Annotated in this window: 19 protein-coding genes and 1 pseudogene; 11 read left to right on the top strand and 9 right to left on the bottom strand. The window is 67.3% G+C overall.

The features are described 5' to 3' along the window. Positions 1–28 precede the first annotated feature (28 nt). From cobG to C5E41_RS04075, 4 genes are all read left to right on the top strand, one after another. A complete protein-coding gene (cobG, locus tag C5E41_RS04090; protein ID WP_104374458.1) occupies positions 29–1,222 on the top strand; it encodes a precorrin-3B synthase in 1,194 nt (397 codons plus the stop codon). A gap of 62 nt (positions 1,223–1,284) precedes the next feature. Then, positions 1,285–1,857, top strand: a complete 573-nt coding sequence (locus C5E41_RS04085) for a hypothetical protein (protein ID WP_104374457.1) — start codon at positions 1,285–1,287, stop codon at positions 1,855–1,857. 113 nt (positions 1,858–1,970) lie between these two features. Beyond that, positions 1,971–2,606 carry a precorrin-8X methylmutase gene (locus C5E41_RS04080; protein ID WP_104374456.1) on the top strand — a complete coding sequence of 212 codons (636 nt, stop codon included), beginning with the start codon at positions 1,971–1,973 and terminating at the stop codon, positions 2,604–2,606. A 71-nt stretch (positions 2,607–2,677) separates the two neighbouring features. Further along, positions 2,678–4,276, top strand: coding sequence for a precorrin-2 C(20)-methyltransferase (locus C5E41_RS04075; RefSeq protein ID WP_104374455.1), 1,599 nt, complete (start codon positions 2,678–2,680; stop codon positions 4,274–4,276). A gap of 116 nt (positions 4,277–4,392) precedes the next feature. Here C5E41_RS04075 and C5E41_RS04070 read toward each other — a convergent pair whose 3' ends face one another. The 3 genes from C5E41_RS04070 to C5E41_RS04060 form a co-directional block, all read right to left on the bottom strand. Beyond that, complete coding sequence (locus C5E41_RS04070; protein WP_104374454.1) at positions 4,393–5,124, bottom strand: cobalt-precorrin-6A reductase; 732 nt, start codon at positions 5,122–5,124, stop codon at positions 4,393–4,395. Positions 5,125–5,143: 19 nt separating this feature from the next. Continuing rightward, positions 5,144–5,752, bottom strand: a complete 609-nt coding sequence (locus C5E41_RS04065; RefSeq protein WP_104374453.1) for a hypothetical protein — start codon at positions 5,750–5,752, stop codon at positions 5,144–5,146. Between the two features lie 605 nt (positions 5,753–6,357). Continuing rightward, entirely contained in the window at positions 6,358–7,005 is a 648-nt protein-coding gene (locus C5E41_RS04060) for an HAD-IA family hydrolase (protein WP_146097455.1), read from the bottom strand. 623 nt (positions 7,006–7,628) lie between these two features. Here C5E41_RS04060 and C5E41_RS04055 point away from each other — a divergent pair. Next, the gene (locus C5E41_RS04055; RefSeq protein ID WP_104374451.1) at positions 7,629–7,841 is read left to right on the top strand and encodes a hypothetical protein; all 213 of its coding nucleotides are present in this window, start codon (positions 7,629–7,631) and stop codon (positions 7,839–7,841) included. Positions 7,842–7,888: 47 nt separating this feature from the next. Here the strand turns inward: C5E41_RS04055 and C5E41_RS04050 are convergent, their stop codons facing one another. After that, complete coding sequence (locus C5E41_RS04050) at positions 7,889–8,458, bottom strand: TetR/AcrR family transcriptional regulator (protein ID WP_104374450.1); 570 nt, start codon at positions 8,456–8,458, stop codon at positions 7,889–7,891. On the opposite strand from C5E41_RS04050, the gene C5E41_RS04045 reads away from it, so the two are divergent. Next, complete coding sequence (locus C5E41_RS04045) at positions 8,441–9,676, top strand: FAD-dependent oxidoreductase (RefSeq protein ID WP_258080721.1); 1,236 nt, start codon at positions 8,441–8,443, stop codon at positions 9,674–9,676. The two genes, C5E41_RS04050 and C5E41_RS04045, sit on opposite strands and share 18 nt — an antisense overlap. A gap of 69 nt (positions 9,677–9,745) precedes the next feature. Beyond that, positions 9,746–10,246: an acetyltransferase gene (locus tag C5E41_RS04040; protein ID WP_104374449.1), complete on the top strand. Its 501-nt coding sequence runs from the start codon at positions 9,746–9,748 to the stop codon at positions 10,244–10,246. Positions 10,247–10,574: 328 nt separating this feature from the next. On the opposite strand, the pseudogene C5E41_RS36115 reads toward C5E41_RS04040, so the two are convergent. The 3 genes and pseudogenes from C5E41_RS36115 to C5E41_RS04030 form a co-directional block, all read right to left on the bottom strand. Then, positions 10,575–10,634, bottom strand: a pseudogene (locus C5E41_RS36115) (GMP synthase (glutamine-hydrolyzing)); the annotation flags it as partial. Then, the gene (locus C5E41_RS36110; RefSeq protein WP_439956349.1) at positions 10,635–10,913 is read right to left on the bottom strand and encodes a hypothetical protein; all 279 of its coding nucleotides are present in this window, start codon (positions 10,911–10,913) and stop codon (positions 10,635–10,637) included. It lies immediately after the preceding pseudogene. An 11-nt stretch (positions 10,914–10,924) separates the two neighbouring features. Next, on the bottom strand, positions 10,925–11,470 hold the full coding sequence (locus C5E41_RS04030) for an endonuclease/exonuclease/phosphatase family protein (protein WP_181063089.1): 546 nt from the start codon (positions 11,468–11,470) through the stop codon (positions 10,925–10,927). A gap of 250 nt (positions 11,471–11,720) precedes the next feature. Here C5E41_RS04030 and C5E41_RS04025 point away from each other — a divergent pair, with 250 nt between their 5' ends. Next, entirely contained in the window at positions 11,721–13,130 is a 1,410-nt protein-coding gene (locus C5E41_RS04025) for an MFS transporter (RefSeq protein ID WP_219823087.1), read from the top strand. Between the two features lie 397 nt (positions 13,131–13,527). Continuing rightward, entirely contained in the window at positions 13,528–13,833 is a 306-nt protein-coding gene (locus C5E41_RS04015; RefSeq protein WP_104374447.1) for a hypothetical protein, read from the top strand. A 65-nt stretch (positions 13,834–13,898) separates the two neighbouring features. Here C5E41_RS04015 and C5E41_RS04010 read toward each other — a convergent pair whose 3' ends face one another. Beyond that, complete coding sequence (locus C5E41_RS04010) at positions 13,899–14,249, bottom strand: winged helix-turn-helix transcriptional regulator (protein ID WP_104374553.1); 351 nt, start codon at positions 14,247–14,249, stop codon at positions 13,899–13,901. A 142-nt stretch (positions 14,250–14,391) separates the two neighbouring features. Here C5E41_RS04010 and C5E41_RS04005 point away from each other — a divergent pair, with 142 nt between their 5' ends. Both C5E41_RS04005 and C5E41_RS03995 read left to right on the top strand, forming a co-directional pair. Further along, positions 14,392–15,255, top strand: coding sequence for an NAD(P)-dependent oxidoreductase (locus C5E41_RS04005; protein ID WP_104374446.1), 864 nt, complete (start codon positions 14,392–14,394; stop codon positions 15,253–15,255). Positions 15,256–16,104: 849 nt separating this feature from the next. Continuing rightward, positions 16,105–17,346 carry an esterase/lipase family protein gene (locus C5E41_RS03995; protein WP_104374444.1) on the top strand — a complete coding sequence of 414 codons (1,242 nt, stop codon included), beginning with the start codon at positions 16,105–16,107 and terminating at the stop codon, positions 17,344–17,346. A 204-nt stretch (positions 17,347–17,550) separates the two neighbouring features. Here C5E41_RS03995 and C5E41_RS03990 read toward each other — a convergent pair whose 3' ends face one another. Continuing rightward, entirely contained in the window at positions 17,551–18,126 is a 576-nt protein-coding gene (locus tag C5E41_RS03990; RefSeq protein WP_104374552.1) for a TetR/AcrR family transcriptional regulator, read from the bottom strand. Positions 18,127–18,254 lie beyond the last annotated feature (128 nt).

Below are 18,254 nucleotides of genomic sequence, written 5' to 3'. Positions count from 1 at the left end.
GGCGCCCGGCTCGTAGGCTGGTGACATCATGACGCGCTCCGCCCCCGATTCCTGCCCCGGTGTCCTGCGCCTGCATCAGGCCGCCGACGGTCCGCTGGCCCGGATCCGGCTGCCCGGCGGCGCGATCACCCCCGATCAGCTGCGGGTGCTGGCCGCCGCGGCCGACGAGCTCGGCAACGGCAGTATCGAACTGACCTCCCGAGGCAATGTGCAATTGCGGCAGATGCACGATGCGGCGGCCCTGGCGCAGCGGCTCGAACAGGCCGAGCTGCTGCCCGCGCCCACCCACGAGCGGGTGCGAAACATCGTGGCCTCGCCGCTGTCGGGCCGGGTGGGCGGCTGCAGCGATGTGCATCCGCTGGCCGCGCGACTCGATGCGGGACTGCGGCAGGCGCCGGAGCTGGCCGCACTGCCCGGGCGCGTGCTGTTCACCCTCGACGACGGCCGCGGCGACATCAGTGGTCTCGGCGGCGATATCGGCGTGCACGCCACCGACGAGGCCGAGTTCGCGCTTGTCCTGGCCGGGCGCGATTCGGGCGCGCGGGTCGGCGCCGACCGGGCGGTGGACACGATGCTGGCGGCGGCCCACGGTTTCCAGCGGGTGCGCGGCGAGCAGTGGCGGCTGCGCGAGGTCGCCGACGGCCCGGCCCGGATCCTGGCCGACTTGGCTTTGGAACCGACCGCCGAACCACTGGATCTCGTTGCACGCCAAGATATTCCGATCGGCTGGCTCACCCAGGCCGACGACCGGGTCGCGCTCGGGGCGGCGGTGCCGCTGGGCGCCCTGCCCGCCCGCACCGCGGAATTCGTTGCGGCGGTGGAACATCCGATCCTGATCACCCCCTGGCGCAGCCTGGTACTGGCCGATCTGGACGAGTGGACGGCCGAACAGGTGGTGCGGGTGCTGGCGCCGATGGGCCTGATCTTCGACGCGAACTCACCGTGGCTCGCGGTAACCGCGTGCGCCGGGCGTCCCGGTTGCGCGAAATCACTGACAGACGTGCGGGCCGACGCGGCCGACGCGGTGGCCTCCGGCCGGGTGCTACCGACCGGCACCCCGGCGCCGGACCTGTCCGGGGTCGCGGCCGATCAGGTGGTGGTCTCGGGTCGGCAGCACTGGTCCGGCTGCGATCGGCAATGCGGGCGCCCGGCCGGGCCGGTGACCGAAGTGGTCGCCGAATCCGGCGGGTATCGCATCACCGGGCCCCGCGCAGAGCGCTGACACGCGACCGGCTGGTCGCGGCGACATCCCCCTCGAGGGCCCACTTCGCGCACACTGGATCGATGGACTCGTCCGCGAATCAGTCGCCGTCCACCGCCGATCTGCTCTCCGACGCACAGATCGCACAGCTCTCGCTCGCCCAGCGGCTCGAATTGGTCGCGAGGCTGCGGCCCGACCGGGTGCGGCCGCATCCGCGCCGGGTGCGCGTGGCCCGCGGACTGCGGCTGTCGTTGATGGTCGGCGGCTCGGTCGCGATGATCCCGTGGCTGGTCTACCTCGGGTTCACGCTGCCGCAGGACTACAACGCGAACCATTGGGCGCTGGTGTGGATCGGCTTCGACATCCTGCTGGTGGCGATGATGGCGACCACCGCCTACCTCGGCTGGCGACGGCGGGCGCTGGTGATCCTGCCTGCCTTCGGCACCGGGGTGCTGCTGCTCGCCGACGCCTGGTTCGACACGACCACCGCCGGTCCCGACGACTTCCGGGTGTCGATCGCCACGGCCGCGCTCGCCGAAGTCCCGCTCGCGGCGCTGCTGCTCACCGGGGCGCTGGCCCTGTTCCGCTATCTCGTCTTCGCCAATCCCCTGCACGATCCGGCCGAATCGCCGTGGCGGGCGCGGTTGCCGTTCTGATGTCGCGGGGGGCGGCTTGATGTCGCGGGGGGGCGGCTTGATGTCGCGGGCCGGGCGGCGCCTCGGCCACGCTGCCGCTCGGGGCCCGGATTCTCACCGCTAGGGTGATGCCCATGTCCGATGTGCGTACCAGCTACCTCACCGACGGGGCCGAGATCTATCGGCGCTCGTTCGCGACGATCCGGGCCGAAGCCGATCTGGCGCGGTTCCCGGCCGATGTCGCGCAGGTGGTGGTGCGCATGATCCATGCGTGCGGGCAGGTCGATCTGACCACCGATATCTCGCACACCCCGCAGGTCGTGGCGGCGGCCCGCGCCGCGCTACGCGGCGGCGCGCCGATCCTGTGCGATGCCACCATGGTCGCCTCCGGCGTCACGCGCAAACGGCTGCCCGCCGACAACGAGGTGCTGTGCCTGCTCGCCGATCCGCGGGTACCGCAGCTGGCACAGGAGATGGGCAATACGAGATCGGCTGCGGCACTGGAACTGTGGCGCGATCGCCTCGACGGCGCCGTGGTCGCGATCGGCAATGCCCCGACCGCGTTGTTCCATCTGCTGGACATGCTCGACGGCGGCGCACCCCGCCCCGCGGCGGTGCTGGGCATCCCGGTGGGCTTCGTCGGTGCCGCCGAATCCAAGCAGGCCCTGGCCGAATACGGCGGCGTCGAATACCTCACCGTGCATGGCCGGCGCGGCGGCAGCGCCATCACCGCCGCCGCCCTCAACGCGATCGCGAGTGAGCAGGAATGAGCGGTCAGGGCGCCGACGAGGCAGCGCGTGTAACCACACAGCGCCCCCGCTCATCCGTCGATGGCCACAGCATGAGCACTCCGAATGTGGCTCCCGGGAAGTTGTGGGGCGTGGGGCTCGGGCCCGGGGATCCGGAACTGGTGACGGTGAAGGCGGCCCGCATCATCGAATCCGCCGACGTCATCGCCTTCCACAGCGCCCGGCACGGTCGCAGCATCTCCCGCTCGATCGCGGCGCCGTATATGCGGCCCGGCCAACTGGAGGAACATCTGGTCTATCCGGTGACCACCGAGACCACCGACCATCCGGGCGGCTATCAGGGCGCGATCGACGAATTCTACGAACGTGCCGCCGAACTGCTGGCCGGGCATCTGGCCGCGGGCCGCACCGTCGCGCTCCTGGCGGCCGGCGATCCGCTGTTCTACAGCTCCTACATGCATATGCACCGGCGCCTGGCCGACCGGTTCCCCGCAGAGATCATCCCCGGCATCACCTCGGTCAGCGCCGCCTCCGCCGCACTCGGCACACCCCTGGTGGAGGGCGAGCAGGTGCTCACCGTACTGCCCGGGACCATGCCGCCGGATCAGCTCGCCGAACGCCTCGCCGACGCCGACGCCGCGGCGATCATGAAGCTCGGCCGCACCTATCCCGGTGTGCGGCAAGCGCTGTCGAAAGCCGGGCGGCTCAATGATGCCTACTACGTGGAACGAGCCAGCACCGGGCGGCAGCGGATCCTGCGCGCCGCCGACGTCTCCGACGCCGATGTGCCGTATTTCGCGATCACCGTGGTGCCCGGGCCCACACCGAGCACGGAGATACCGTTCACTACAACCGAATCCGCTGCCGCTCAGGATGTTTCGCCCGCCTCCGCCGCTTCCGAGGTCGGCGAGGTCGTCGTCGTGGGACTGGGCCCCGGCTCCCCGCAGTGGACCACACCCGAGGCCACCCGCGCCCTCGCGGCGGCGACCGATATCGTCGGCTACACCACCTACGTGAATCGAGTGCCGGTCCGTCCCGGGCAGCGCCGCCATCTCAGCGACAACCGAGTCGAATCCGAACGCGCCGCCATGGCATTGGATCTGGCGAAATCCGGGGCGCGCGTGGTGGTGGTGTCTTCCGGCGATCCCGGGGTGTTCGCGATGGCCGCGGCGGTCGTCGAGGAATCGGCCGATCCGCAGTGGCGCGATGTGCCGGTGCGGGTGCTGCCCGGCGTCACCGCGGCCAGCGCCGTGGCCGCCCGCATCGGCGCGCCACTCGGCCACGATTTCGCGATGATCTCGCTCTCGGACCGCCTCAAGCCGTGGGAGACCGTGGCACAACGGATTTCGGCTGTCGCCGCGGCCGATATGGCGATCGCGATCTACAATCCGGCCTCCACCCAGCGGCGGTGGCAGGTGGGCGCCCTGCGTGAGCTCGTCCTCGAGCACCGCGGCCCGGACACCCCGGTCGTCCTGGGACGCGATGTGGGCGGGCCGGCCGAATCGGTGCGCGTGACGACCCTCGCCGAGCTGAATCCGGACGAGGTCGACATGCGCACGCTGCTCATCATCGGCGCGTCCACCACCGCCACAATCGAGACCCCCCACGGAACCCGGGTATTCACCTCCCGCCGGTACGGACAGCTCGCACGGGACAACGACACCCCCACGACGCTCGTGGCCGACAGGTAGGGGCGCAGGCCGCCGGCGTGCGCAGGCGCAGCGGCCTCCAACCGGCGCGCGGACGGCGTTGCCCGGCCGGGGTGGAAACGAGCGAAAACATCTCCGGATCGCCACGAACCCCGGCATCAGAGCGCGTTCAACCACTCCCACGCCGCCGCAACGGATTCCGCGCACTCGACACCCTCCGGCACGGGCGGCCGGTCGACGACCACGACCGGAATACCGCACGTGCGAGCGGCCGTCAGCTTGGCCGCGGTGAGGTCGCCGCCGCTGTCCTTGGTCACCATCGCGGAGATGCGGTGCTCGCGCAGCAGATCGATTTCCTCCGCCACGGTGAACGGGCCACGGGCGAGAAGCAGAAGATGATGCGGCGGAACGGGTCCGGTGGGCGGATCGATGGCGCGGATGAGAAACCACGGCTCACCGAGCTCGGCGAAGGCGGCCACGCCCTGACGGCCGATGGTGAGGAAGACGCGGTCGAATTCAGCCGCGGCGCGGGCGGCGGCGGCCAGATCCGGCACCCGCGACCATCTGTCGCCGGGATGTTGGGACCAGCCCGGCCGGCGCAGGTGCACGATCGGCACCCCACCCGCTCGCGCCGCTGCGGCCGCATGCGAGGAGATGGTGCCCGCGAAGGGGTGGGTGGCGTCGACGACCGCGTCGATCGCATTGTCCGCCAGCCAGTTCCGCAGCCCCTCGACCCCACCGAAACCGCCGATGCGCACCGCACCGGCGGGCAGGACCGGTTCACGCACGCGACCGGCGAGCGAGGACACGATGTCGAATCCTCGCTCGCCGGACGCGATATCGGCGAGCTGCCGGGCTTCCCGGGTGCCGCCGAGAATCAGAACCTTCAGTGTCGCAGCACTTCCACTGTCAGTTGCCGCTGAAGTAGGCGAAGGCGGAGTCGATCAGCGGCTGACCACCCGCGACCAGCAGGCCGATCACACCACCCAGCACCGCACCCGGGATCGAGCCGATGCCGATGAACAGCAGACCGACCAGGAAGCCGATCACCGCGCCCACCGCGGCACCCAGCGAGGCGTGCTGCAACTCGGAGAAGAACCAGTCCTGACCGGAGATGTTCTTCACCGACGAGATCGGATGCCCCTGCGGGGTCAGCGTCAGGCTGGTGCCGTCCTCGTTCACTGCGGCGGCGACGGTGGTGCCGTTGGGGCCCTTGGCCGAGAGCGGGTAGCTCATCACCACGGCACCCTTGTCGTTGGTCAGGGTGACCGCCGACTTGTCCGAGGTGAGGGCAAATTTCCCGCCCGTCACCGTGGTGACGATCTTGTTGCCCATGTCGGCGAGTTCGGTGGTGTAGCCGACGCCCTGGTCCGTGCCGTGCACGGCCGGGCTCTGCTGGGTCTGCACCTGGCTCGGAGCCGGCGCGGGCGCGGCAGGCTCGGCGTAAGCGGTACCGTAGGCGATGCTCGTCGCCGCGATGGCGATCAGCGAGGTGCCGACAAAGTTGGTGAATCTCATCTATTTCCCATCGGATCGATCACCCGACATTAGAATCGGATTGCGCTGACTCGAAACATTTCCGCAGATCAGGCGACTGCCGACTGTGGGAATCGAGCCAGAATCGTTACTTTACCGTCACTTTTGAGATTCAGGTACTCCACCACTGGGAGTTGTCGACGGGTTGGTACTCGAACCCCGAACTACAGTTCCCGCCGGGCCGCCGTATAGCAGCGTTGGCAGATCACGCCTTCGTCGGTGCGCTGGGCGGCCTCGGCCTCAAGCCCACATCGGCCGCACAGTGAGGGGTCGGTGTTGCGGTAGCCGGGTCGGCAGCACCGCCCATGCGGCAGGTGGCTCGTCAGTGGCCGGGTGCTGCCTCCGAATCCGGCGCACAGAGGCAGCGCGACCGGGAATCCGCGCGCGTGCGATTGGGTAGCGCCCGAAATTGCCGGTGGACGAAAGCTCTACGCGCAGTAACGTTCCGACGAGCACCCGGTCGCCTGTGTCGGTGAACCTGGCGTCACTTGAGATCCGAAGATTCTCGTATCGGCGAATTGTGACGCCGTGATCTTGGTTGCTCCCTCGGACGAGGCTGCTGAGGTTGAGCGCGGACCTGGGCTTGTCTATGACAGCAGCGCGTCAACCGTCGAGATGGTTCTCGCGTTACTCTCGTGAAGAACGGCGGTGATACCCACCGACTCAGCCCCCGACACGGCCACTTCGGAGTCGTCTACGAATACGGCTTCGCTGGGCTGGACGCCGAGTCTATGACATGCGAGAAGGTAGATCTCTGGGTTCGGCTTGGCCATCCCGACCTCGTGGGAGTACACGATGTCATCAACAAGCTCCTCGAACCGGTAAGCAGCACTCTCGCGCTCGCGCGCACCAACGAAGCTGTTGCTCAACAACCCTGTCCGGAATCGAGGCCGCAACCTGGCCGCATACTCGATCAGCTCCATGTTCGCTACCCCGAGGTACTGCTCCCACATGTCTGCGATCACCGCGTCCGCGATCTGCTGATCAACCGACAACCCAGTGCAGATCGCCTCTCGCACTTGTGATTCGGTGACCGTACCGAGCTCACCCGCGGCCCACACTTCAATCAGATCCGGCCCGACTGCATCGAGCGCCAACCCCAGCCGACCGAGCCAGATCGCTCGCCTGCGTTCAACTGCTCGCGGCGCGCCGCCCGGCTCGTTGCGAAGTCTGTTGGTGCGGCCCCGGATCCAGGACGGTTCATAGTTGAACGAGTTCCGCAGCAGATGAACCACGCAGACTCCGGCAGTTGAACCTGCCGCCGGAGGACTTCACCGCCGAGCTCATCGACGCTATGACTCGCAGTCGGGCGATCGTCGTGCGCGACGGAAGGCTGTTCCCGTCAGCCGATTACGCAGTGGTCCGCTCGGATTCGCTACGGGTGCCATTTCCGAGGGAATGGCCACCGCTGGAATGAAGCGGCCCGACCGTAGGGCTCGACATCGCCTCGAGCACCTCATTCACACCACAAGGAGGTAGCCGATACCGGCAAGCGAAGTCTCAGCCAAAGCCGAACAGGCACAATTCAAATCCGACACGCGTATCCGGACCAGGATCGCGAGCGTGGTGTTCGCCGTACTGGCCACTGCGCTGGTGGCGGTCGTGGCTCTGGTCGTGCTGGGCGCGTATGTGCCGCGGATCCCCAAAGCAGGCATGGTCGGACCGGTCCTCACTGGCCAATACCCGATCCACATGGCACTTTTCGCAGCGCTCGGCGGGCTTCTCGCGGTAGTGGCCTGGCGACTGGGTCGCATGCGATGGGGTATCTCGGTCACCACGCCTCGCCGCGATCACCGCAGTCGGGGCTCTGGTCGTCAGCGGAATTCAGTACGTCGACGCGAAACGGGCCGGCACCGCCGTGTCCTGGCGCGAGGTGTACTCACAGCTGTTCCTCCCAGCTGCCGCACCCGACGTGGTCGCGACCTTCACCGAACCGGATGGCACACCATTACACGTGGACGCGTATCTCCCGCCACGGCATTCCGACACCCCCACCCCCGCGGTCGTGCTCGCCCACGCCGGCGGGTTTCACACCTTCGACAAGAAGGACCTGCGGGGGCTCGGACGCTGATCTCCGCGCGTGCGAGGAGTCGGACACGCCGGTGCTCCTGCCGCGGCTCAGGCGGCGAACCCACGCAACAAGCCGCGAAACGTCTCACGCAGGTGGTCGATATCCGGCTCGCGAGCTCCCGCCCCGGCGACGTGGTCGAAGATCAGGCCGTCGAAGCAGCCGACGAAAGCCTGTGCTCGCGTAGCGGGATCCGAAACGCCCAGACGTTCGTACAGTGCGGTGGCCATCGCCCGGAATCGCGCTCCGCCGGCGTTCAACGCCTCGCGAATCTCGGGGCGGCGGGTCGCTTCCAGGGCCAGTTCGTAGCGCGCGATCATTCGCGTCCGGTCGCGGGTGAGCCAGCGGTGGGAGACCTCGGCGAGCACCGACGCCACACCGTCGAGATCGGCGGAATCCAGGACAGTGGAAGTGACGTCGGCGGCGTCGAGCTCAGCGAGCCGCTGCACCGTGGCATCCAGCAGCGCGCGGCGGGTACGGAACCGATTCGAACACGAGCCCTCCGGCAGCGCGGCCATGCGATCGACAGCCCGATGGGTGAGACCGCGCATACCGGATTCGGCCAACGTCTCGATCGCTGCATCGGCCAGCCGAGTGCTGCGTTGTGCGGTATCGGTCACTTCCTCTTTACCTTTCCCCAACAATGGACTACATCTGTAGTTAGTTCAACTACGGATGTAGTGGAGGATATCGTGACCAGGACACCGAGTGCGATCGTGGTCGGCGGAGGAATCGCCGGCCTAGCAGCGGCTCTCGGCTTGACCGCTCGTGGATGGCGTGTCGAAGTACTCGAGCAAGCGCCGCGGATCGGAGAATCGGGCTCGGGGATTTCGTTGTGGGCCAATGGCGTTCGGGCTATGGATGCGCTCGGGCTGGGTGATCAGGTCCGATCCGCGGGCCGGATCGAAACCGAGGGCGGCATTCGCGACCGAAAGGGCCGATGGCTATCGCGCACCGACACGAACGTTCTCGAGCGCAGATACGGCCCGCTGGTGGTTATACGGCGCTCCGACCTATTCGACATTCTGGCCGCCGCGCTTCCCGACGGGGTTCTGCGCACTGCAACGAAAGTCACCCGCGTCGAAAACGGTTCGGCAACGACAGTCTCAGTTACCCATTCCATGGGGGTTTCGGAAGCCGACGTCGTCATCGGGGCTGATGGGATCCACAGTGCCGTCCGACGTTCCCTGTGGCCACAAGGCACCCTTCCGCGATACGCCGGGTATACCGCATGGCGGATGATCACCACCGAACTGGATTTCCGGCCCGAGAGTGGCGAAATCTGGGGCCGCGGTGAACGTTTCGGGGTCGTTCCGCTTGCTGACGGCTGCGCGTATCTGTTCGCTGTCGCGAACGCACCCGCGGGTGAACGGCACCGCGATGGCGAACTTGCCCAAGTACGGGCACGTTTCGGCCGCTGGCCGGCGCCGATACCGACGCTGCTGAGCGCGGTATCACCGGAGGCGGTACTGCACCACGACCTGTTCGAGCTGCCCGACCTCGACACCTTCGTTCGTCGCCGCGTCGCCCTGATCGGCGATGCCGCCCATGCCATGACGCCGAACCTCGGGCAAGGCGCCAATCAAGCCCTGGAGGACGCTGTGACACTGGCGGCGCTGCTCGACCGACATGCAATCGACCCTGCCTTGGGCGAGTACGACCGGTTGCGCCGGCCTCGATCGCAAGCGATCGCAAGGCGGTCACGCCGCATCGGAATGGTGGCGCAATGGAGCGCACCGCCGGCGACATTTCTCCGCGACAACGCGATTCGGCTGGCGTCGGGCCGGGCCATGCTGCGAAACTTGGATCCGGTGTTGTCCTGGCATCCGCCGGAATGAACAGCCTCTTCGTCGCGAAAACGCCCAGCCGAGCCGAGATCGTGCAGTCCATACAGTAAAAGGATAACAATGGCTTCCCTCCCGTCGACCGACGAGACCGTGCCCGGTGCCGAACCGACGCTCCGGCCGTGCCGGGGCCGAACCGAGTGGCCGACGCTCGTGGAGATCTGGCGAAGCGCTGTGGAAGCGACCCACCATTTCCTCACCCCCGACGACATCGACTTCTACCAGGAGCGAATCGCCAGCACCTATCTGTCTGCCGTCTCGTTGACGGTGGCGACGCTGGACGATGTGGCGGTCGGATTCTCCGGCGTGGCCGGGTCGAATCTGGAGATGCTCTTCATCGACAACGCGTATCGCGGCCGCGGCGTCGGAACCGCCCTGCTGCTGACAGCGATGGCGGAAATCCCTGATCTGCGTGTCGATGTCAACGAACAGAACCCGCAAGCCGTCGGCTTCTACGAACACCACGGGTTCGTCACAGCCGCCCGATCCGATCATGATGCCGACGGGCGACCATTCCCTATTCTTCACCTCCGCAGAGCGGACCACCGACCGATTCCACGGTAAATCAAGTCGCGCGTCGGAGACCGCCGGACAAATAATGTCCGCGGATTCGAAGACAAACCACCCATGAGAAAGAGGTGTAGTCACGGACCCACACCGCATCGGACACCTTCGTCTCCGGATCCCCCGCCAAGCAACGAAATCCATTGCTGAACAGCAGAACTGGGTCCGATGCCCAGGAGGTGTAAGCCGCTCGTTGCGCGGTGACGGTCAGGAACAACGATCCGAGGGTGTCAGATTTCGAATTCCTCTTCAGTGTCGTTCGAAGGCGTGTCCGGGTACTGCACTTGACCGACGGGTAGGAGGTGGTTGGGGCTCCTGCAAAAGCCTGTCATCCCCATTCGATGGTGCCCGGCGGATTGCTCGTTACGTCGAGCACCACGCGGTTGACCTAGGCCACCTCGTTGGCGATGCGGGGAAAGACGCGTTCGAGCACCTCGTAGGGCAGATCGACGGTGAGTTCGCGGACAAGACGAAGCTGGGTGTAGGCAGCCGGAAGCAGCCAGGTCCACCGGTCCGCGGCGGCGCCTTCGATCACCGGCCACGACACACCACCCTGACCCAAGCGCGGGACCTGCTCGCCGACAGCGAACGGCTCGGAACCGTCGAGACCGACCTCGCCACGGTGCCCGGCGAAGGAAACGCGGGCATATGCCGCGGCTGCCGCCACGCCCCCTGCCGTCAGAGGTCGAGTACCAGAGCGCGGTGGTCGGACACTTCGGGCGCGGGCGCGATCTCGAACCGTCTCACCGCGTCGGGGTCGGAGACCAGCAGGTAGCTCGCGTGCCGAAGCGGCTTCGGGTAGCGGGAGGTCCTGGGGTCGGCGACGCCGACCAGGTCGGTCAGCCCGAGGCCGGCGAGGACCTTGAAGGTCGTGCTGTCGGGGAGCAGGTTGAAGTCGCCGCACACCACAGTCAGATCGCCGTCCTCGCGCGCTTTCTCGACGAGGTCCGCGAGCCGCTCGCCCTGCGCTTGGCGGGCCGGGGTGTCGGCCTTGCCGCGCGGGTCGCGCAGGCCGTGGAGGTTGACGACGGTGACGAACCGCTCCGCCCGGCGGGCCCGCGTCGCTCGCGGTGAAGAGTCCGTGGTGACGCGGGCGGCGGGCGCGGATATCGGCCGTTGTCGGCGCGGGCGGGCGCACTGGGTCGGCTGAGCACCCGCGAGCGAGGGGGAACGACTGGAACTGCGTGGCGAGCGGGTGAATCGATCAGCTCGACTGTGCTGCAAAGGGTTCCATACCTGCCAATTCCTTTCGGTTGTTTCCGTACGAACCTGGATTGCGTCCGCACCGGCAACAGGTAGAACCTCAACGCGGGTTGAGGTCAACTGCTGTCTTGTGTGACGGACTGCACGCTTGACCTGAACCGGTGTTCAGGTATTTCGATCGGATTTCATGACCGGATCGCGAACGCACGACGGTGTGAAGTCCTCGCAGGCATGGAGATCCTCAGCCGCGCAACGGCTTACCCTCCCGACGGTGCTGACGGGGGTGTTGCTGGTCGCCATGGCGATCTCCGGTACCGCGGTGGCGTTGCCGCGCATCGGTGCGGACCTGCGCACTGCGGGCTCGGCGTTGAACTGGGTTGTCGCCGGGTACAACCTCGCGTTCGCGGTCTGCACACTGATCTGCGGGTCGCTGGCCGATGTCGTCGGACGCAGGCGCGTATTTTCCGGTTCGGCTGCCGCTTTCGCCCTAGGGGCGCTCATTTGTGCGGTGGGGCCGAATATCGCCGTGGTCGACCTCGGCCGGATCGTCGCCGGTGTCGGCGGCGCCGGTGTGATGGCCGCAGGCGGAGCCCTACTCGCCCACGCTTATTCGGGCCCGGCCCTGACTCGCGCCTTCGCGCTGATGGGCACCGTGGCGGGAATCGGTATCGCCGTCGGCCCGTCGCTGTCCGGCGTGCTGATCCAATCACTGGGCTGGCGCGGAAGTTTCGGGGCTTATGTCGCGATCGCAATCTTGTTGTTCGCCGGATCTCGGGGGCTTGCCGAATCTCGCGCGCCTGGACCGCACCGTATCGATCGTATCGGCATCTCGACATGTGTGATCGGTCTGTCGGGCGTCATGGTCGTCGTACTCGAAGGCCCGGAACGCGGATGGGATGCCCCGCTGGTCGTCGCGGCCGCCGCGGCCGGAATTGTCCTCCTGGCCGTGTTCATCCTCTCGCAGAGACGCGTTGCGGCGCCACTTCTCGACCCCTCCCTGATGCGCAACCGCCAGTTCATCGGCTGGGTACTGAGCGCCCTGACCACATCGGTCGGGTTCTTGGGAGTATTGGTCTACCTGCCCACCTACCTGCAAAGCGTCGGGGACATGGACTCCGCAGCCACGGGTCTCACCATAGTGTTACTCACCGGGCCTGTGCTCGTCCTGCCCCTCGTCGCCGGTGCGGCGGTCAATGCGGGGGTGTCGCCGCGGCTACTGTTGGCCCTCGCGCTCGGCACGGTTGTCGCCGGAAACCTCTGGCTCAGCACGCTGCCCGTCGATATCACCGCCGCCACGCTCGCCGCGCCACTGCTGTGTATCGGTATCGGAATGGGCATCACCTTCGGCATCAGCGACGGCCAAGCCATGCGCCTGATCCCGGCCCACCGAGCCGGCATGGCCGCGGGCTTCCTCAACATGGTCAGAGGCGCCGCGGAAGCCCTGGTCATCGCCGCCTTCTCCGCGCTGCTCGTCTCGATACTGGCCACCCGCCTCGGCGCCACCGTTGCCGCCACCACCGCTGCGGGCACCATCGATGTGTCGGACCCAGCCGGCCAGGCCGAAGCATTCCGCTGGTCATGGCAGCTCACCCAATACATCGTGGCCGCCGTCTGCGCGGCACTATCAGCGATGGCGCTGATTCTCACCCGGCCCGCCACCCAACACGACACACAGCTTTGACGGACGAATCTGTTTCCGGTCCGTTGCGGCAAGCAGTCGATCGGTCTCGGACGCCGGTCGATACCATGCTGAGCCCACGGTCAGAACACGAACCTGCGGAACCCGCCCTCGGAGTTGAGCACCTGGCCCACGACCCACCCTCCCTCGTCGGATACGCGCCATGCGATCAGGCGGGCCGCATCTGCCGGGCGCCCGGCGCGGCCGCGTGATGGATCGAACATCGAGCGGAACAAGGCGGCAACGGCATGGTGATCGGTGGTGGCGTCACGGGCTCGGTGGCCGCACTGGCGTTTCGCAATGCAGGCATCGCTGCCCCGCCTGGACCTGCCATGAAATCCCGGCGCCGACACGAGTCGCAGACAGTGATCGCGACAGGTGTCGCGGCTAAGTTGCCGATATGGCTCTCGCGCTCGACCCACCCGTGGTCGCCTCCGCGACCGACACCGGCCTGATCCTCGACATCGTCAGCATCACCATCGCCGACCCCCTCGGCCGCGGCGAACCCCACCTGCGACTACGCGACGGCACCATGATCGCACTGCCGGTACCGCTGCGCGACTGGGCGATGACGATGCTCGTCACCCACCACCACCGCGCCGACGACGAAGTCCCGGTCTTCCCTTGTCGTATCGAGTTCGGCGTCCGCGGCGGCCACATGTACGCCCGACCGCTCTCCCCCGGCAAACACCACAAGGCGCAGTAGCAGGACCGGCGCCACCAGGCGGCCGCCTTGTGTCGCGGCTCGTTCGTCGCTGACCAGGGTCCGGTTCAGTCGTGTACGCGTGACGCGCCGATCCGGTCGATTCGGGCGCGCCCCCACGCTCCGAGCGGTTCCAGGGCGGCGTTCAGCGCCGAACCCAGTTCGGTGAGTTCGTATTCCACGCGCGGTGGAACCTCCGGGAAGACGTTGCGGATGATGATGTCGTCTTCCTCGAGTTCGCGCAGATGCTGGATGAGCATCTTCTCCGAGACACCGGGCAGGCCGCGGTGGAGTTCGCCGAAGCGGCGGACGCCGTGTGCCTCCAGCTCCCAGAGGATGAGCGGCTTCCATTTGCCGCCGAGCACGTCCATGGCGGCGTCGATGCCGCAGAAGTATGGTCCGGATCTCTTCACGCCCATCGGCACCCTCGCTACCTGTTCACACACCTGCTGGTAAGTACCCGACCAAATAGTAGGTACTTGTCGAATGAACGGCCTTGCCGCAGGGTTGATTCCGGCGCGCTGACCACAACGTTTCCCACTTCCGAGGAGTTGATCCACAATGGCGGAACAGACGACAGTGACGGTTCTAGGGCTCGGCGCGATGGGCCGCGCGCTGGCCGCGGCGTTCGTGCGGGGCGGCCACCCGACGACGGTGTGGAACCGGACCGCGGGCAAGGATGCCGACCTGATCGCCGACGGCGCCACCGCCGCATCCTCGATCGTCGATGCGGTGCGGGCGAGCGATGTCATCGTGACCGTGTTGCTCGACCATGCGTCCGTACACGCCACGCTGGACCCGGTTGCCGGACAGCTACGGGGGCGGCAGCTGATCAATCTCACCAGTACCGCACCCGAGGAGGCCCGGGAACTGGCCCGCTGGGCCGCCGCCCACGGCATCGACCATCTCGACGGCGGCATCATGGCGGTGCCGCAGATGATCGGCCGGCCGGGCTCGTCGGTTCTCTACAGCGGATCCCGCGCGGTATTCGACACGAATCGCGAAGCTCTCGAATTGCTCGGCACCGCCGAGTATTTCGGCGCGGACGCCGGTCTGGCCTCGTTGTACGACTTCGCCTTGCTGGCCGGGATGTACACGATGTTCACCGGATTCCTGCACGGCGCGGCCATGGTCGCCTCGGCCGGGCAGTCGGTCGCCGCGTTCTCCGATCGAGCCGCGGCATGGACGCGTGCCATGTCGCAATCGCTGCCCGAGTTCGGACGGATCATCGAATCAGGGGACTACACCACCGATCGGCAACATCTGGCCTTCCAGAAGGCGGCGCTGGACGCGATGGTGCGTGCCAGCCGCGATGCCGGCGTCGCCCTCGACATGGTCGCGCCGGTGAAGAATCTGATCGACCGCCAGGTCGCCGATGGGCACGGGGCACTGGCCTTCGCGCGAACCTTCGAAGAACTGCGCTGAAGAGACCGTGGCCCAGCCGAGGGTAAACCCGATGTCGACACTCGCAGCCAGGTCCCCTCACGGAGGCGTGCATCTCGACCGGCTTCGTGCCATCCAGCCACGGTGGGAGGTCTCGCCAGCAAGCTACTTCACTGCGTTCTGGCCGGCGACAGGCGGGCGAGCTGATTCCGGAAGCTTTCACGAAGCGCAGTTTCCGTGAACTCCGCGCGGGCGGTGGGATCTCTGGCTACTCGGCTCTCCCAATGGAGACGAGCATCGTTCTTGGAGATCCTCTTCGCTCCATGACCGGGAAGGGCCCGGTATGCGCCGGGTTGAGGAATGGGGCGGTGCATGAATGCCCAGCCGCCGGTCCAATCGATCCGCAACTGCAGGCGCGCCCCGGGATAGAAGTCGAGAAGCCATCCCCGCCCCGTCAGCAGTGATCGCTCGGGGGACGGGACCTGGCGCGCGCGACACGTTGCCGCGATTTCAGGCGCGAGGCGGTCGAGGGCAATGAGCACGTCGTGCCATCCCACAGGCGCGTTTGTCTCCGACGCAGACTTGTTCGATTGCGGCTCTGCTCCCGGTGTCTGCCAGCGAAGCCGCTGTCCGATCCCCACGGATGAACAGGTTCGCATGACTACTGCATTCCTGCAAGCGAGGGGGCTCGAAGTGGGTTGAAGGGATAGGCACCGGATTGAGAGCGCCTCAGCACGATTCGGAGCACAACCGCCGGACGCTACAGCGCGGCGGCACGCCGGTCGCGGCGCCCGTCGTGCTGCTCGTTGCGTCGAACGGGGCCACGCCGGCAGGTCGCATCCTTACGAGATCGCAGCCGACAACTTAAGTGCACAGCCGTACACTGAATGGGTGAGCGATCGGCAGCAGGCGGAGATCGAGGCGCTCGCCCGGTTGGCCGGCGATGAACTAGGCGGTGCTGTCGCCGGCGTTGCCGCGGTGCATCGCGCCATCTCCGATCATGTCTTCGCGGCCGTGCGGCTCGGGGTCGGCCCGGCCGCACGGCCGGCGCAGGTGGTACACGACACCATCGCCGACACCGCGTACCGGATCCTCCGCGGTTCCGCGGTGTCGGCGGGCATGCTGGTCGAGCATGCCGCGGCGTTCTCCGAGGTACCCGCCCCGTCGCGTACGGTTTTCGGCTCCGGCTTCCTCGCCGCCCTACAGGCCTTGATCGGCGACACTCTCGCACAGGAGCGGCCGATCCTTACCTCGCCCATGACATTTCGGTCCGATGGCGAACCGGTGGCGCCGGAACGGCTCGCGAAGCACATCACGAACCCGAGCGGTAGAGTCGTGATCTTCCTGCACGGCTTGGCGGAGACCGAACACGCTTGGCGTCTCGGCGGCAGACCGACCTACGCCGAACGACTCGAGGCCGATCTCGGCTGCACATCCCTTCAGGTGCGATACAACAGCGGTCTGCACATTTCCGAGAACGCCCAGCAACTGAACGAGCTGTTACAGCGCCTCGTCGAGCACTGGCCGGTGGAGATCGAACAGTTGTCGCTGGTCGGCCATTCGATGGGCGGGCTCATCGCCCGTGGCGCGTGTTTCGACGCCGCCGAGGACCGACGTTCCTGGGTAGGGCACGTGCGCCAGGTGGTCTGTCTCGGGTCACCTCATCTGGGTGCGCCGCTCGAGCAAGTCGTCCATTACCTCGCCGCAGCACTGGTCCGCGTCCCGGAGACCCGCCCCTTCGGACGACTGCTGCGCCGCCGCAGTGCGGGCATCCGAGATCTGCGCCATGGTTCACTGGTCGATCAGGACTGGGACGATCTCAACGCGGATGCGTTGCGGCGCCGCGCGATCCGCGAAATCCCGCTCCTCGAAGGCGCCGATCACTACTTCGTCACCGCGACCATAACCCGCAGCCCGCACAATCCCCTGGGCCATGTCATCGGAGACGGTCTGGTGCTGACTACGAGCGGTTCGGGCCGGAATCGCGCCCGCCGCATCGGTTTCGACGACGACAATGGCCTGCACCTGTCCGGGGCGAATCATTTCACGCTACTCAACCACGAGGCAGTCTATGAAGCATTGACCCACTGGCTGTGCGGCGAGCGCGAACAGCGGTCTCGTCGTCCAGTCTGACGCCGACCCCGCCCCGGCCGACCGCCAGTGGAAACCTCGACGCCGCGCCACTGAGCCACCACAACAACCGACAGTTCTCCACCGGCTCCGGAGACGACCGAGGTACCAGTCCACGCCGAGATGGGTTGTGGCCGGGGCGATCCCGACCGATTCCAGAGCCCCTCCACCCGCGTCACCCGATCGGCGGTCATTCGGATACGAACATCATGGCCGGAGGCCGTCCATCAGAAGGTCCAGCAGGCGGCTCGCCACGGCTTCCTGGGCGGGCCGCGGGGCGACGGTGAAGATTCCGACGAGCATGGCGGCGATGTCTTCGGCGGTGGCGTCGGAGCGATGGTCGCCCGCCGCGTGCCCGACGTCGAGGATCATGGTGATGGCCGCCGGTAGCTCGGTTCGGGTCTGCGCATGGGCGATCTCACCTGTCTCGATTATCGACACCAGCGTGTCGAGCATCCCGTTCTTGGTCGCGATCCAGTCCCCGAACAAGTCCATCCACTGCCGCATCGCCGCGGCCGGGGCCAGTCGGCCGAGCAGTTCGCGGGCTTCGGCCGTCAGCCGCACGACCTGGTCCCGGTAGACCGCGTCGACCAGCGACTCGCGGGTCGGGAAGTGCCGATAGAGCGTGCCGATGCCGACGCCGGCCTCGCGCGCGATCGCACGCAGCGACGCCTCGGACTCACCCGAGGCGAACATGCGGGTCGCCACCGCGAGCAGCTGGTCACGGTTACGGGTTGCGTCTGTAGGCCGAGTGCGGGCTGAGGCGCCTGCAGACCGAACCATGCTCTCGACGATGCGATGCATCGAGTGGAGGCCGCTCTGTCGTCGGGCCGAGTTCCATCCGCGGATGTGGCTCGGCCCGAGGGGCTCCGCGCCCTCGACACCCCGCATCACGCGAAACGGGCCCGACG

This window comes from Nocardia nova (assembly GCF_002933465.1).
GTDB lineage: Bacteria > Actinomycetota > Actinomycetes > Mycobacteriales > Mycobacteriaceae > Nocardia > Nocardia nova_B.
Note: the sequence above shows the minus strand (reverse complement) of the source record. Positions and strands in the feature narration are given on the sequence as shown.

Coding starts and splice junctions, on each gene's coding strand:
- cobG (WP_104374458.1), top strand. CDS start 29: ATGACGCGCTCCGCCCCCGATTCCTGCCCCGGTGTCCTGCGCCTGCAT.
- C5E41_RS04085 (WP_104374457.1), top strand. CDS start 1,285: ATGGACTCGTCCGCGAATCAGTCGCCGTCCACCGCCGATCTGCTCTCC.
- C5E41_RS04080 (WP_104374456.1), top strand. CDS start 1,971: ATGTCCGATGTGCGTACCAGCTACCTCACCGACGGGGCCGAGATCTAT.
- C5E41_RS04075 (WP_104374455.1), top strand. CDS start 2,678: ATGAGCACTCCGAATGTGGCTCCCGGGAAGTTGTGGGGCGTGGGGCTC.
- C5E41_RS04065 (WP_104374453.1), bottom strand. CDS start 5,752: ATGAGATTCACCAACTTTGTCGGCACCTCGCTGATCGCCATCGCGGCG.
- C5E41_RS04040 (WP_104374449.1), top strand. CDS start 9,746: ATGGCTTCCCTCCCGTCGACCGACGAGACCGTGCCCGGTGCCGAACCG.
- C5E41_RS04015 (WP_104374447.1), top strand. CDS start 13,528: ATGGCTCTCGCGCTCGACCCACCCGTGGTCGCCTCCGCGACCGACACC.
- C5E41_RS04010 (WP_104374553.1), bottom strand. CDS start 14,249: ATGGGCGTGAAGAGATCCGGACCATACTTCTGCGGCATCGACGCCGCC.
- C5E41_RS04005 (WP_104374446.1), top strand. CDS start 14,392: ATGGCGGAACAGACGACAGTGACGGTTCTAGGGCTCGGCGCGATGGGC.
- C5E41_RS03990 (WP_104374552.1), bottom strand. CDS start 18,126: ATGGTTCGGTCTGCAGGCGCCTCAGCCCGCACTCGGCCTACAGACGCA.